Here is a 15,011-nt window from a genome sequence, read left to right as displayed (position 1 = left end):
CCCGATGGAGGCCCTGCTCTTCACGGCTAACGGCGGGCGGTTCCTGACCCGCCTGACGGCGCTCGACGAGATCCTGATGCCGGCGCGCCTGAGCCGATTGCCCGGTGCCCCGGACTTCATCGCCGGGCTGCTCAACTTGCGCGGCGAGGCCCTGCCCGTGCTCACCCTCGCCGAGCGCCTGGGCGGCAGGCCCCCGTCGGATTGGCGGCACGGCAATCGCGTCCTGTGCTTTACCGCCGCCGGGCGCCCGCTGGGGCTGGTCGTCGACGCCGTGACCGGGATCAGTACGCTGGGCGATGAGCAGCGGCGCCCCCCGATCCTGAGCGAGCGCGCCGCGAGAGGCTGTGCCGACCTGTGGCTGATCGACGGCGGCATTACCCAGGAGATCTGCCTGCCGGACCTGCTCACGCCGGCGGAACTGGGCCTGCTGCGGGACTTGGTGCCGGGGTCGGCCGCGTGAACGATTTGCTCGAAATCTTCCGGGAGGAGGTGGAGGCTAACCTGAAAGAGGGAACCCGCCTCACCCTCGAGTTTGAGCACGCCCCCCCGGATCGGGCCGGCACTGAGGCCCTGATGCGGGTCTTCCACACCCTCAAGGGGGCTGCACGGGCGGTCCAGTGCGACCAGGAGCTGGACATCGCGCACCGCCTGGAGGACGTCCTGCACGACCAACTCGACGGCAGTGGACCATGGCGACCCGCCACGGTGGACCTGTGCCTGATGGGCGTGGACCTGCTGCACGATACCCTGGCCGCGCGACTGGCCGGCGCCCCCTGGCCGGACATGGCGGGGTTCGCAGCGCGGGTCGATGCCTATCGGGCGGGCCTCCCGGAGCCCCCACCGGCACCGACGCCGGCGCCGCCCATGGACAGAGGTACCGATGGGGGCTTCGGCTTGGATCTCATGGGGATCTTTGCCGAGGAGGTCGTCGGCCAGCTGGCTGAGGCCCGCGCGCTGCTGGCGGTGGGTACCGGGGCGAGCAACGCAGAGGACCTGCGGCGGGTCTTCCACACCCTGAAAGGCGCGGCCCGGGCCATCGGCTGCGACCCCATTCGCACGGTCGCCGGGGCGCTGGAGGACCTGCTGCATGAGTCCGGGACGGCTGGCAATCCGGCGCCGTTCGCCAGCCTTCCGCTGGCCGTGGACTGCGGCCTGCGCTGGATCGAGTCACTGCTGGCCATCCTGCGGCGAGGGGCCGAGGCGCCGTCGCTTACCCCCCTGCTCGAACAGCTCGCCCGCCAGCGTGAGACCGGTCAATTTACACCCTGTTCGCCACCGGTGCTGGCCGCCGAGGCGCGCCCCGCACTCGAGGGTCCAGCCGCCGAACCGCCGGTCACTCCGACCCGTCCGGTAGCGTCCGCGCCGACTGGCCCACCCCTGCCGGTCGTGTCCACTGCGCCCGCCAATGGCCCCGCCAACCGGTCCGCCGGCGGCCAACGCACCCGGCTCGCCTATGAGCAACTCGACCGCCTGCATCGCCTCTCCGGGGAACTGACGGTCGCCGTGGCCTCGCTCGCCGGGCAGCGCAATCAACTGCGCGGCCTGACGCGGGAACTGACCCGCGCGGGTCAGCACTTGGGCCGGCTGGTGGCCGGCAACTTGACCGATGACCTGGACCGGGAGGCCCTGCATGAGTCGCTGCGCCAGGTGGCTCAGCGGCTCGCCACCACCGCCGGGGGGTTAGACGGACTCACCGATACCCACGACCGGATGGAGGGCCGCCTCCACCACCTGGCCGACGGCCTGGCGGACGAGGTCACCCAGGCACGCCTGCTGCCCCTGTCGGACCTCTTCGACGACTATCCGCGGATGGTTCGGGACTTGGCCCAAGAATTGGGCAAGTGGGTGGAACTGCATGTGGAAGGGCAGGACAACCGCATCGATCGCGCCGTGCTGGAGCAGTTGCGCAACCCCCTGCTGCATCTGCTGCGCAACGCCCTGGATCATGGTATCGAGTCACCCGCGGTGCGCGAATCCCAGGGTAAGCCGGCGGTCGGACGCCTGACCCTGGAGGCGCATCGGGTGGGTGCCCGGATGCGCCTGCGGGTCAGCGATGACGGGGCCGGCATCGATCTGGGGCGCCTTCAGGCCGCGGTGGTCGCCGCCGGGCACACCACCCCGGCGCTCTGGGCCCAACTGGGGAGCGAGGAGCGCACCGCGTTCCTGTTCCTGCCAGGCTTAACGACCGCTGCAAGCCTCTCCACCACCTCGGGCCGCGGCTTCGGGCTCGACATCGTCAAGGCCGGGATCGAGTCCAGCGGCGGCAGCGTGGCGGTCTACGGGGAGCCTGGCCGTGGCACCTGCTTCGAGTTGCACGTCCCGCTCAGCCTGTCGCTCACCCGCTGCCTGCTGGTGGTCGGTGGCCGGCACCCCCTGTTCGGCGACCAGCGCTACGCCTTCCCCATGACCGAGGTAGCGCGGGTCCGGCGACTTGTCCAGGATGAACTGCGCGAGCTCGAGGGGCGCCTGGCGGTCCACCTGGACGGTGAGACCCTGCCACTGTTTCAACTCCACACCCTGCTGGGCTTGGCGCCCATCCACCAGGACCTGCAACGCAAACACCTGCTGGTCTTGGATGAGGGCGGGGGTCGCTTCGGGCTCCTGGTGGAGGCGGTCGTGGACGAACTGGATATGGTGGCCCGCCCGCTGGACGAACGCCTGGGTAAGGTCGCGGAGATTGCCGGGCTCACGCTCCTGGACGACGGTGGGGTCGCCCTGATCATGGACGTACCCGACCTGCTTCAGCGCCTGCGCGAGGGTGCCGGCTATCTGGCGCCCGCCGGGCTCCAGGCCGCAACGGACTCGGCAGAGGAGGCCGCGGCGCCTGCCCAAGTCCTGGTGGTCGAGGACTCGGTGACCGTACGTGAGGTCGAGCGGCATTTTTTGGAACAGGCCGGCTACCAGGTCACCACCGCGGTCAACGGGATGGACGGGCTCAACAAGGCCAAGGCGGGCGACCACCGCATCCTGATCACCGACATCGACATGCCGCGCATGAACGGCATCGAGCTGATCCGCACCCTGCGCGGCATGGACCGCTTCCGGCAACTGCCGATCATCGTGGTGTCCTATAAGGACCGGGCCGAGGACCGGAACAAGGCGATGGAGGCCGGCGCTGACCGTTATGTCACCAAGTCTGAATTCGACACCGACGCCATGCTGGCGATGGTCGCCCAACTTCTGGCAAACAGCCCGGCGCGGATCGGCGGATGATCGAGGCACAACCACCGTTGCAACGCGCCTTATCCACCCCGGGTGTCCTGATCATCAATGATTCGGCGGTCGCCCGTGCGGTGACCGCCGCGGTGATCCAAGCGGACGGTGGTTTCCGGCTGCTCGGTCAGGCGACCTGCGGAACCGATGGGGTGGCGGCGGCGCAGCGGCTACGCCCGCAATTGGTGCTACTCGACATGCACATGCCGGATATCAACGGGGTAGAGGTCACCCGGCGCATCATGGCGGTGTGCCCCACGCGCATCCTGATCTCCAGCGCGACCATCCGACGCAACACCACCTATGTTTTCGATGCACTCAAGGCCGGCGCCGTTGACTACACCCGAACCCCCGCGCTGCGGGCGCGCCCCGGGGAGAGCGTCACCCGCGAGGTCTTGCTCGCCGCGGGTGAAGAGCTGCTGCGCAAGATGCGCACCGTCTTGGCCCTGAATCCCACCAGTAGCGGCGCCGGTTTGGGGGCGCCCCGGGCACCGGTTGCGCCGCAATCCAGACTGCCGCCAACCCCATCGACTCATGCGGCCGGGATGCGCATTGTCGCCGTGGGCAGTTCCACCGGCGGCCCCACCGCGCTCGCCACCCTGTTCGGCCACCTGACCCGGGGGCTCGATGCCAGCTATCTGATCAGTCAGCATATCGACCGCGAGTTCAGCGACGGATTGGCCCTGTGGTTGGAACAAGAGACCGGGCACCCGGTGGCCGTGGGCAGGCCCGGGGAGGTGCCGGTCGCCGGTCGGGTCTATCTGGCGGAGGGTGGGCGACGTAATCTGCTACTGACCCCCGGCGGGCGGCTCCAGTACGAGTCCGCCGGTGAGTCAGTCTATGCCCCTAACATTAATCGGATGTTCGAGAGCGTCGCCGCCCAGGCTGGCAAGCGCGCCTGCGGGGTGGTCCTGACCGGCCTGGGGGACGATGGGGCCGAGGGTCTGGCGCTCATCAAGTCCGGCGGGGGCAAGGTGCTGGTGCAAGACCCGGCCACCGCGGTGGTGGACGGGATGCCGGGGGCACCCATCCGGCGCGGCATCGTCGCGCAGGGCCAGCCGCTCCCCGAGCTGGCGCGGCTGATCGGGCGCTGGGTGGGGGAAGGGCAATGAACGACACGCACCCTGGCAGCGTGGTCAGCGGGCCCCTGCGGGCCTGGATTCGTGCCCGCACCGGGATCAATATCACCGAGCAGAATCAGGCCCCGGTGGAACTGGCGCTGCGGCTGGAGGCGCAGCGGCACGCACTGGACCCGGCGAACTACCTGGCCCGGCTGCTGGGCGGGGTCCTGCCACCCCAGGCATTCATCGACGCCATCACCACTAACGAGTCCTATTTCTTCCGTGCCCAGGACCAGATGCGGGTGACCGTCACGCGCCTGATCCCAGACCTGATGCGCCGCCGCCCCGGTCAACCGGCACGCCTCCTGTCCTTACCCTGCGCCCGGGGAGAGGAGCCGTACAGCCTGGCGATCCTGTGCGAGGAGCAGCGCATCCCGCCCCAGGCGGTGGAGATCGATGCCGGCGACATCTCCGCCACCTGTCTCGCAGCGGCCCGTCGCGGTATCTATGGAGCGCTCGCCTTGCGGCGTACCGACCCCACAACGGTCCAGCGCTGGTTCAGCCCCCAGGACGCACGAACCTATCAATTGGAGCCGGCCCTGCTGCGGCGGGTTAACTTTCATCAGATCAACCTGTTGGAGGATGCGGAGGCGGTGCTCGGGCGACGCTTCGACGTGATCTTCTGCGAAAACCTGCTGATCTATTTCGACTCCGAGACCGCCGCCCGGGCCCTGGCTGTGATCGGTCGGCTGCTGGAGCCTGACGGCTGGCTGTTCGTCGATCATGCGGAGTGGAACATCCCGGGGGAGCGCTTCCACATGCAGGAATTGGACGGGTGTGTCGGTTTTCGCCCCCGGGGGGCGGTCGTGCCCGCCCGTGCCGACCATTCCCGTGGGGACATCGTCCCGGGCGCGACGAGCGTGCCGCACGGCACGGGGCGGCCCCCCGGTGCAGCGACGCCGCTCCCGTCGATGCGTCAGACCGGGACGACCACCCCCCGACGCCTGGCGGCACTTGCTGCGGCCTGCCCCGCGCCCGCATCAGCCCCCCTGGGCGTTGACCCGCGTCTCGCCCAGGCCGAGGCCCATTACCAGGCCAAGCGTTTCGCCGCAGCGCTTTGCTCCTTCGATGCCGTCCTCACCAGCCGTCCCGCGGACGCCCGTGCCCGGCTCGGTAAGGCACGCGTTCTGGCGGACTGCGGGGAGGACTTCGAGGCATTGGAGGTGGCCGAGGCCCTGCTCCATGCGACCGACGCGGGTGAACTGCGCCTGAGTCCGCCGGACTATGTGGAGGCATTGGTCCTGGTCGCCCTGCTGCTCCACCAGAAGGGGCTGAAAGACCTGGCCCAGGGCTACCTGCGGGAGGTGCAGCGGCGCGCCCCACGGCACCCCAGCCTCGGGTTACTGCATCCCCCGCAGACGCCCTCGTAGTGCCATACTCAAGGAAACAGCGATTCTCACGCTCAATTTCACTTGCCGCCGGCTGATCGGCCCCGGTCCTGACTATGCTTGAACAGACCCGTTTCCGCGTCCTGATCGTCGACGACTCGCCGACCATGCGGGCGGTCTGCAGCCAATCGCTGACCGCCGCCGGGATGACCTGTACCGCCGCCAGCAACGCGGAGGATGGCTACCGCTTGTTGCTGGCGGCCCTGGACGACGGCCAGCCGTTCGACGGACTCCTGCTCGACTGGCTGATGCCCAGCATGAACGGCTGGGAACTGCTGGAGCGTATCGGCGACCAGCGGCGCCTGGACCCATTGGCGGTGATGATCTTCACCGAGCAGCCGGATGATCGCGCCTACCAGCTCGCCAGTCGCCGCCCGAACAACGACATCCAGCTCAAGGAAGACCTGACGCTCCTACCCTACCGGATGCGTAAGTTCCTGACGACTTACAGCGAGGTGGGCGGCATGGGCGACTGGCGCGCCCGCCAACTCCTGCGTAACCGCGAGCAGGTGGGCGGGTCCATCCTGTTCGTCGATGACTCCCCGACGGTCTGTGCCAAGTATGGCGACCTGCTACGCAACAACGGCTACGCGGTGCTGATCGCCAATTCAATGGGCGAGGCCCTGGAGGTCGCACAGCACCATAAGCCCCAACTCGCGGTGGTCGACTTCTTTATGCCCGGCGGCAACGGCGATGAGCTGTGCCGCGCACTGCTCGCCGACGACCGCACCCGCGATATCACGGTGGTGATGCACTCCCAGCGCAAGGACGTGATCGAACACGCCCTGGACGCCGGGGCGATCGACCTGATTTGGAAAGACGACCCGATCAACATCTTCCTGATGCGCATCGCCTCCATCATGCGCACCCTGCGCGCCAACCGTCAGGCGCGCGACCTGGACATCCTGTTCGCCGCCACCCAAGCCCTGGACATCGGTGTCATGTCCGCCACCGGTGATGGCTTCAAGGCCTTCAACGCCACCATGGACCGCTTCGCCCTGGAGTGCGGCGGGCTTCAGCGTTTCGACCCCCAGGGCATCCACGCCCTGCCCCATCGCTGCGAGGACCGGGACGGGCGACGACGCGCCTTTAATGTGCAGACCGTCGATGGGGAGTCCGGGGACCGGGTGGTGCTGGTCCAGGACGTGACCGTGACCGCCGATCAGGCAGAGATCCTGGAGCAGGCGCGCGACCGCGCGGTGGAACTGGCCAATATCAAGAGCCAATTCCTGGCCAGCATGAGCCACGAGATCCGCACACCCTTGAACGGCGTACTGGGGATGCTGGAACTGCTCAAGGGCACTGAGCTGACCCAGGAACAGGGCCACTACGTGGACACTGGCATCGCCTCCGCCGAGGGCCTGCTGGGGGTGATCGGCGATATCCTGGACTTCTCCAAGATCGACGCCGGCCGCCTGGAACTGGAGCACGTCGCCTTCAACCTCCCGGACCTGGTCGAGGAGACCATGCAGATGTTCGCCGGCAAGGCGCTCAGCAAGGGCTTGGAGGTCATCTGCAATGTGGAGCCCGAGGTCCCCACCGACGTCGTCGGCGACCCCACCCGGCTGCGCCAGGTGCTGATCAACCTGATCGGCAACGCCATCAAGTTCACGCAATGCGGCGAGGTGGGGCTGCGGGTCTGGCTGGATGAGGCCGCATCCGCGCGCCCGGCGCTCGGTTTCGCGGTCTGTGACACCGGCATGGGGGTTAGCCCCGAGGCGCGCGAGCATATCTTCGAGGCCTTCCGCCAGGCGGACAATACCACCACCCGGCGCTTCGGCGGCACCGGACTGGGGCTCGCCATCAGCAACCAGTTGGTGCAGATGATGGGCGGAACCCTGGAGCTGGCAAGCACGCCCGGTGTCGGCAGTACCTTCAGCTTCACGATCAACCTGGAGGCCAGCGCCGATCCCGCCGCGCCCCCCTGGCGGATCAGCGACCTGAGCGTGCTCAAGGGGCGGTCGGTCTTGATCGTGGACGACAACGCCACCAACCGGCTCTACCTCCAGCGACTATGCCGTGCCTGGTCGATGGAGTGCACCGAGGCGCAGGACGGACCCACGGCGATCCGGCTGATCGAGGAGTGCCAGGCGACGGGCCGCCCCTTCGATCTGATCTTGCTCGACCGGATGATGCCAGGAATGGATGGCTTCGAGGTGCTCAAGCACCTGCGGGCCGACCCGCAATGGCGCGCCGTACGGGTTGTCCTGCAGACCTCCATGGACGAGGTGGGAGAGGGCCGCAAGGCGCGCGAGCAGGGTGCCGACGAGGCCCTGGTCAAACCCATCCGTCGCACCCAATTGCTGGAGACCCTGTCACTGCTGTTCGGCGGCGGCCACGCGGACCCGGCGGAGGTCGCACGCACTCCCACGCGCATACGACTGGACGGCTGCCGCGTCCTGGCGGTCGAGGATAACCACGTCAATCAGATAGTCTTGAACGGTATCCTGCAACGTGCCGGGTGCGTCATCCGGATCGCCAACAACGGACAGGAGGCCCTGGATACACTGGCCGCCGAGTCATTCGAGTCGTTCGACGTGGTCCTCATGGACTGTGAGATGCCGGTGCTCGACGGCCTCTCCGCCACCCGGATGCTGCGCCAACGCGAGCAAGCGCAAGGCCACCGACACCAGATCGTCGTTGCCCTGACCGCCCACGCCTATGCGGCTGAGCGCGACCGCTGCCTCGCCGCCGGCATGGACGACTACCTGCCCAAGCCGATCCGCGCCCCGGACCTGCTGGCCACCCTGGACCGCTGGTGGACACGCCCCCAGCTTAAGGCATCGGGACCGGGCGCTGTGAGTCCCGGACCCGCCAGCGCGACGGTGCCCCAAGTACCACCCGAGGTCCCCTGGCCCCCCCCCATCGACCCCCGGGCGATCAAGGACCTGCGCGAAGCCATCGGCGAGATCGCCACGGTGATCGAGGTCGCACTGGGGGATGTGCCGAGACGCGTCGCCGACCTGCGGTTGGGCGTTGAGCGGGGCGATGGGGAGCACATTCGCACCGCGGCCCACACGCTAGCCGGGTCGGTCGGCAACCTGGGGGGGCGTGAGATGGTCCGGTTGGCCCGCCGCCTGGAGGCACTGGGAACCTCGGGAGAATTGGGCGCGGCGCCGGAACTGCTGGTCGCGTTGGAAACCGAGACCGGGCGGTTTCTCCTGGCGCTTGCCGGGTTACTGAAGGCTGACACCGGGGTACCCCCGGCGGATGGTATCTAATGTTGATTGCCCAGCGCGACCGGCCTTATCGCGCCCTCGTGGTGGATGACGATGACGTGCTGCGTACCGCCATGCACCGGTTCATCGCCCGGCTCGGGTTCGAGGTCCAGAGTACGGACAATGGTAGCCGCGCGCTCGCCCTCTTCGAGGCACAGGGGGCGGACATCGTCCTGCTCGATGCGGCGATGCCGGTGATGAACGGGTTCGCCGCCTGCGAGGCGATCCGGGCACTCCCGGCCGGACGCCGCGTCCCGGTAATCATGATCACCAGCTACGAGGACGAGGATTCCGTGGACCGGGCCTTCGCCGCCGGGGCCACCGAATACGTCAACAAGCCCATCCGCTGGGCCGTGCTGCGCAACCGGTTGCAGCAATTGGTGGAGGCGGCCGATGCGGAGCGCCGCTTGCGCCAGGACCACGCCTTCTTTCAGTGCCTGGTCGATGCCATCCCGGACCCAACACTGGTGTGCGACCGCGAGGGGATCGTGCGCTGGATCAACCGTGACGCCAGCCGATTCCCCCTGGTGGCGGAGGCGACGGTCGGCGCGCCCTTGCGGCTCGCGCAGGGGGTTACCGAACCGGCCTCCGGGGAGTCGGACGCGCAGGCCATCGTCACGCGCATCCGCACCCAGGTGGCCGACTCCGACACCCAGCTGGACCTGCTGTTGCGCGGCGTGCATCCCGCCGCGGGTGAGGTCTATGCGGAGATGCACGCGCTGGCGTTGCGCGGGCTGGATGGCATCAACTTCGGCCTGATTCTGCGACTGCAAGACGTGACTGCCCGGGAGTTGGAAGCCCAGCGCCTGCGAAACCAAGTGACACGCTACGGAGCGCTTGCCCATCACGACAGCCTCACCGGACTCGCCAACCGGCGCTTGTTTGAAGACATCCTGAACGAGGCGGTTAGCACGGCGGGTAGCACCGGCGAGCACCTGGCGGTCATGTTCGTGGATCTCGACGGCTTCAAGGGGATCAACGACACCTGGGGACACGCGGCCGGCGATCAGGTGCTGTGCCAGGTAGCCACGCGCGTGCAGGGGGTGGTACGGCCCCCGGATACCGTGGCAAGGCTCGGTGGGGACGAGTTCGCTGTCCTGCTGCGCGACGTGTCGGGCTGCCCCGCGGCCCTCGATCTGGGCCAGCGCATACTGGCCGCGGTCAGCAAGCCCATGGAGCTTGCCGACGGACCGGCCGGGATCGGGGCCAGTATCGGCGTGAGTTGGTTCCCGGAGCACGGGCCAGACGGCGCCACACTGTTGCGTTGTGCGGATGAGGCGATGTACGCGGTCAAGATTCACGGCAAGCACGGCGTGGCGATGGCGGGGTCTGACACGCTGCGGGTCGGGTAGGCAGGTGGCGTTACCGCCACCCAGACCCCGGGATCAGCAAGGCGCGTGGCGGCTGTGCTCCAAGCCTGCCGAATTTTCGGCCGCGAGCCTGACATCAGGCTGGGGTATACCTCAGCCGGACGGGTGCGACCGGTCCCGGACCAGTGACTTTAAATGTTCGAGCAGGGCGTCCCGCAGGTCATGCAGTTCACCCAGCATCACCAATGCTTCGGGTGCCCTGTCTTGGGTATGGAGGTCACACAAGGCTGCTGCCAACGCGTGTATTTGTTGGTGCAAGGGCCTGATGGCCGCGGTAGCCGGCTGCGCACCATAAGGGGCCAGGCCATCGGCATCCAGCCAATTGCCAAAGCGGCACCCGTGGTGATCCAGCGGCGGCGGGGTTTCACGTTCGCCCTTGAGGTGGTTTTCCAGGGCCATCATCCAGGCGTGGTGTTCGACGCCCGCAAAGAGCAGCGGCAGATCGTCGCGGCTCACCGTCGGCAGGTCGGCCCAGGCCGGATCGGGATGCCAGGCGGCCGACCAGTCCGGGAGGTCGGCGGCCGGCATGGGGCGGGCAATGGCGTAGCCCTGCGCCAGTTCGCAGCCAAGCCGCAACAGCAGTTCGCCTTGGGCGACGGTCTCCACCCCTTCGGCGATGACTTGACGGTGGAAGGCGCTGGCCAGGCCGAGTACAGCCTCGATAATGGCCAGGTCATCCGGATCCTCGAGCATGTCGCGCACGAAGCTCTGGTCGATCTTGAGCTGGGCGACCGGCAGACGCCGCAGATAGGTGAGCGATGAGAAACCCGTGCCAAAGTCATCCAGGGCAAACAGCACCCCGAACCCCCGGCACGCGTCGAGGACCCGGGAGGCCCCGGTCAGTTCCAACGCGCTGGTCTCCAGCACCTCCAGTTCCAGATCGCCCGGTCGGACCTGCGGATGCGCCGCCAGGATCGCGCGCAGGCGTTCGACGAAGTTCGTCTGCTGCAACTGATGGGCCCCCACATTCACGCTGACCGGGAGCTCCCGCCCGGTGGCCTGCCAGCACTCCATCTGGGTCAAAGCAGTGTCGATGACCCACTCGCCGACCGCGATGGCCAGCGGATGATCCTCGATCACGGGCAGGAACGCCGCCGGCGGCAGGAGGCCCCGTTCCGGGTGTTGCCAACGGATCAGGGCCTCGGCACCGATGATCGCCCCCGTGCGCATATTCACCTTGGGCTGGTAATACAGCACGAATTCATGGGCAACCAGGGCACGCCGGATACGCTCCAGTCCCTCGTGATGACCACGCAAGGCGCGATCGTGCTCGGCATCGAACACGTGGTAGCAATTCTTGCCGGCGAGCTTGGCCTGATACATCGCCTGATCGGCCTGGCGCAGCAGTTGCTCCGCATCGATGTCCTGCGCCTGCGGATAGAAGGTGACGCCGAGACTGGCCGACACCTGGAGCACCCGGTCGCCGGCCGCAATCGGCTGGGCCGCGCCCTCGAGCAGACGGGTGAGCAGCGGCAAGCTGACCTGGGTGTCGGCCAAGTCCGGCAGCACCGCGACGAATTCATCACCGCCCAGACGGGCGAAGGTGTCGCCCGCGCGCAGCATTTGCTGCAGGTGGGCCGCCGCGGCGATCAGGAACTGGTCCCCAGCCTCATGCCCATGGCTGTCGTTGATCGTCTTGAAGCCATCCAGGTCGAGCAAGACCACGGCCACTGGGCGCGCATGCCGTTGCGCCTGAACCATCGCCTGGTGGAGGCGATCGGCCAGCAGCACGCGGTTGGGCAGTCCGGTCAGCGCGTCGTAGTGCGCGCTGCGCTCCAACTGGGCCTCGGACTCCTTGAGGTCCTGGATGTCGGTGCAGGTGCCGAACCAATGGACGACCTGGCCGTCGGCATCGTGCAGCGATGCACCGCGGACCAGCCACCAGCGGTAGACCCCGTCGGCGCGGCGCAACTGACATTCGAGCGCGTAGACGCCATCGGTTTGGACGGCCTGCTGCCAGGCGTCCCAGGCGCGCTGCCGGTCATCGGGGTGGAAGGGGATGTTCCAGCCATCGCCATAGCTCTCTTCCAGCGTCAAGCCGGTGTAATCCACCCATTGCTGATTGAAATAGATGTTCCAACCGTCTGGTCTGGTCATCCAGACGATTTGTGGCACGGCATCGGCCAGGGTGCGGAATCGTTCTTCGCTCTGCCGCAGGGCCTCCGCCGCCTGCGTCCGCTCGGTGATGTCCTGGGAGACACCGATCATCTTGATCGGCTCGCCCCGCACGTTGCGGCTGACCTCGGCCTTGGCATGAACAAAGCGGATGCTGCCATCGTCCCGGCGGATGATCCGGTGTTCGATGTCGTAGGGCTGCTTGCCGTCGAGCGCGTCCTGGAAGGCCCGCTGTACCGCATCGAGGTCCTGCGGATGGGCCAGTGGCAAGAGTTCATCGAGAGTCAGCGGCGCGGCCTCCTGCAATCCATGCACGCGGAGAAACTCCGCGGAGAAGTGCAGCCGGTCCTGCGCGATATCCCACTCCCAGGCCCCGATCCGCGCCAGATGCACGGCCTGTTGCAGGATGACGCGCTGCCGTTCGAGCGCCAGCTCGGCCCGCTTGCGTTCGGTGATGTCGGTGACCAGCGCCAGGATGTGTTGCTCCGAACCGGGCACCATGCTGGAGGCGATCAAGACCGTGACGCGCGCGCCGTCCGCGCGGACATAGTCCTTTTCGTAGGGCGTGCAGAACCCGTGCTCATGCAATTGCGCGAGTGCCTGTTCATCGGCCGGTAGCCATTCGGGCGGCGTCAACTTGCGCCAGTCCACCGTGCCCGCGGCCAGGTCCGCCCTGGTGCAGCCCACGAGGTTCAGATAGTAGTCATTGGCCTCCAGGATCTCGCCCGCGGCATCGGCCACGACGACGCCGATCACGTTGGCGTCCGTCAGGCACTGAAAGCGTGTCTGCGCCCGCACGCGCTCGTCCACCTCGACCTGCAGTCGATCGCGCGAGACCGTGGTCTCCTGGATCTGGTCCAGCAGGTGATCGAAGGCGTCGGCCAGTTGGCCCAATTCGTCGCGGCGGTGCGACTTGAGGCGCACCGCCGTGGCGCCGCCGCCGAGCTGTATAACGGCCTGGCGCAACCGGTCGATCGGCAACAACAGGCTCCGCTCCACCAGTAGGAGCAGTCCCAGCCCAATGGCCGCCAGCCCCGCGAGCAGCAGGCCCAAGGACTGCTTCTCCCGCGTGCTCGCCTGGAAAATACCATCAAGGGCGCGATCGCGGATCTGGCTGACGAACAGGATCAGTGCATCGCTGTCCATCAGGATCAGCTCGGTGGTCTGCCGGTCGCGCGCGCTCAGGCGCGGGGCGGTCCCGGCGGCGTCCAGGTCGGCGAGGAGTGCCCGCAGATCGCTCAGCATGCGCCTTGCGCCTTCCCAGGCGTACCGGGTATCCGCATCCTGTACGTCTGACGCGGCGCTGGACCGGGTCCCGGGCTCCAGCAGGTCGGCGAAGATCTTGAACTGCGCCTCGACCTGGGATTGGGGTTGGGTGTGCGGGGACACCAGATGGCCGAAGATCACGGTGCGCAGCTGCAAGGTCGCAACGGTCAGAGACTCGCTCAGCGCCAGGTCCTGCTCGGCGCGGGCCTTCTCCAGGTAGGCAGCCAGAAAGACCCCGAGCAACCACAGGGCGATCAGGGCGGATACCAAGACGAGCAGGCGGACGCGGGTGCGCAGGTTCATGGTTGCCGGGTGATGGTGACGGACCCCGGGCGCAGCCGCGCCAGGATGGCGGCATCGATCATGGCAGGAAAATCGGGCACCGTCCGACCCGGAGTGAACCCACTGGCGATGGCCCACTGGGCCTCCGACTGCAGGAGCATGACGAACCCCTGGTCGACGGCCAGATTGAATCCAAGCCGCGGCCAGGTCTCTTCAACGACCGCGCCTTCGACGTTCAGTTCAGTCGTCGCGACCTGCATGGCCTCGCGCGGGTGCATGCGCATCCAGCCGATAGCCCGCTCGAGCGCCCGCAGCAGGCGCCGGATCGCCTCCGGCCGGCGCTCCGGCAGGTCCGGCGCCACCGCCAGGCTCGTATAGCCCCGATAGCGCAGTCCCATGGGGAAGGTGCGGGCGGTCTCGCCCAACGCACGCCGGCACTGGGCCGTAAAGGGGGCGAAGGTGGCGACCGCCTCGACGCGGCCAGCCGCCAGGGCCGCCGCCTGCTCCTTGGCCGGCAGATCGACCAGGGTGATGTCCGTCTCGCTAAGCCCCTGGTCGATCAGCATGACGTGCAGGAAGTACTGGGCCGAGGTGCCGGCGATGACCCCAACGCGCCGGCCGCGCAGGTCCGCCACCCGGCTGATGCCCCGGTCGGCGCGGGCCACGATGGCGTGCTCGCCGCTGCCGGCATAGGTGGCGATGACGCGCAACGGTTTCCCGGCGAGGGCAGCGAACACGAGCGGGGTCTCGGCGACCGTGGCGACCTGCGCCTCGCCGCGCAGCATGGTCTCCACGGCGAGCTTGCCGGTCGGCCAGCGCGTCAGGGTTACCGTCAGGCCCTCGGCGGCGAAGAACCCCTGCTGGTCTGCCACCCACAGCGGTACGCCGATAAAACTGTTGGAGACTGCGATCGTCAGGGGTTCGGGGGCGGGCGGCGGCGGCCGGCTCAGCCAGACGGCGACGATGGCGATCGACGCCGCTACCGCGCTTGCCGCAATGATGACGATACGTTGCTGTGCGCTGGTCATTATGGCTCCA

At 68.0% G+C, this 15,011-nt stretch carries 8 protein-coding genes; 6 read left to right on the top strand and 2 right to left on the bottom strand.

What is annotated here, in order from left to right; genetic code table 11:
• Positions 1-4: 4 nt before the first annotated feature.
• The 6 genes from QZY44_RS15675 (at position 5) to QZY44_RS15650 (ending at position 10,292) form a co-directional block, all read left to right on the top strand.
• A complete protein-coding gene (locus tag QZY44_RS15675) occupies positions 5-460 on the top strand; it encodes a chemotaxis protein CheW (protein ID WP_295447967.1) in 456 nt (151 codons plus the stop codon).
• Positions 457-3,213, top strand: coding sequence for a hybrid sensor histidine kinase/response regulator (locus QZY44_RS15670; RefSeq protein ID WP_295447964.1), 2,757 nt, complete (start codon positions 457-459; stop codon positions 3,211-3,213). Before QZY44_RS15675 ends, QZY44_RS15670 begins: the two co-directional genes overlap by 4 nt.
• On the top strand, positions 3,210-4,325 hold the full coding sequence (locus QZY44_RS15665; RefSeq protein ID WP_295447961.1) for a chemotaxis protein CheB: 1,116 nt from the start codon (positions 3,210-3,212) through the stop codon (positions 4,323-4,325). The genes QZY44_RS15670 and QZY44_RS15665 overlap by 4 nt, the downstream gene beginning before the upstream one ends.
• Entirely contained in the window at positions 4,322-5,704 is a 1,383-nt protein-coding gene (locus QZY44_RS15660; protein WP_295447958.1) for a protein-glutamate O-methyltransferase CheR, read from the top strand. Before QZY44_RS15665 ends, QZY44_RS15660 begins: the two co-directional genes overlap by 4 nt.
• 74 nt (positions 5,705-5,778) lie before the next feature.
• Complete coding sequence (locus tag QZY44_RS15655) at positions 5,779-8,943, top strand: response regulator (protein WP_295447955.1); 3,165 nt, start codon at positions 5,779-5,781, stop codon at positions 8,941-8,943.
• Positions 8,943-10,292 (top strand): diguanylate cyclase, encoded by a 1,350-nt coding sequence (locus QZY44_RS15650; protein WP_295447952.1) that lies wholly within the window; start codon positions 8,943-8,945, stop codon positions 10,290-10,292. Before QZY44_RS15655 ends, QZY44_RS15650 begins: the two co-directional genes overlap by 1 nt.
• Before the next feature lie 111 nt (positions 10,293-10,403).
• On the opposite strand, the gene QZY44_RS15645 is transcribed toward QZY44_RS15650, so the two are convergent.
• Together QZY44_RS15645 and QZY44_RS15640 are read right to left on the bottom strand one after the other, a co-directional pair.
• Complete coding sequence (locus QZY44_RS15645; RefSeq protein WP_295447949.1) at positions 10,404-13,994, bottom strand: EAL domain-containing protein; 3,591 nt, start codon at positions 13,992-13,994, stop codon at positions 10,404-10,406.
• The gene (locus tag QZY44_RS15640) at positions 13,991-15,001 is read right to left on the bottom strand and encodes an NrtA/SsuA/CpmA family ABC transporter substrate-binding protein (RefSeq protein WP_295447947.1); all 1,011 of its coding nucleotides are present in this window, start codon (positions 14,999-15,001) and stop codon (positions 13,991-13,993) included. The genes QZY44_RS15645 and QZY44_RS15640 overlap by 4 nt, the downstream gene beginning before the upstream one ends.
• Between the last annotated feature and the right edge of the window lie 10 nt (positions 15,002-15,011).

The sequence above is a fragment of the uncultured Thiodictyon sp. genome (assembly GCA_903837595.1).
GTDB lineage: Bacteria > Pseudomonadota > Gammaproteobacteria > Chromatiales > Chromatiaceae > Thiodictyon.
The sequence above is the reverse complement of the archived record's forward strand: the minus strand, read 5'-3'. Positions and strand labels throughout refer to the sequence as shown.

Coding starts and splice junctions, on each gene's coding strand:
- QZY44_RS15675 (WP_295447967.1), top strand. CDS start 5: ATGGAGGCCCTGCTCTTCACGGCTAACGGCGGGCGGTTCCTGACCCGC.
- QZY44_RS15665 (WP_295447961.1), top strand. CDS start 3,210: ATGATCGAGGCACAACCACCGTTGCAACGCGCCTTATCCACCCCGGGT.
- QZY44_RS15660 (WP_295447958.1), top strand. CDS start 4,322: ATGAACGACACGCACCCTGGCAGCGTGGTCAGCGGGCCCCTGCGGGCC.
- QZY44_RS15655 (WP_295447955.1), top strand. CDS start 5,779: ATGCTTGAACAGACCCGTTTCCGCGTCCTGATCGTCGACGACTCGCCG.
- QZY44_RS15650 (WP_295447952.1), top strand. CDS start 8,943: ATGTTGATTGCCCAGCGCGACCGGCCTTATCGCGCCCTCGTGGTGGAT.
- QZY44_RS15645 (WP_295447949.1), bottom strand. CDS start 13,994: ATGAACCTGCGCACCCGCGTCCGCCTGCTCGTCTTGGTATCCGCCCTG.
- QZY44_RS15640 (WP_295447947.1), bottom strand. CDS start 15,001: ATGACCAGCGCACAGCAACGTATCGTCATCATTGCGGCAAGCGCGGTA.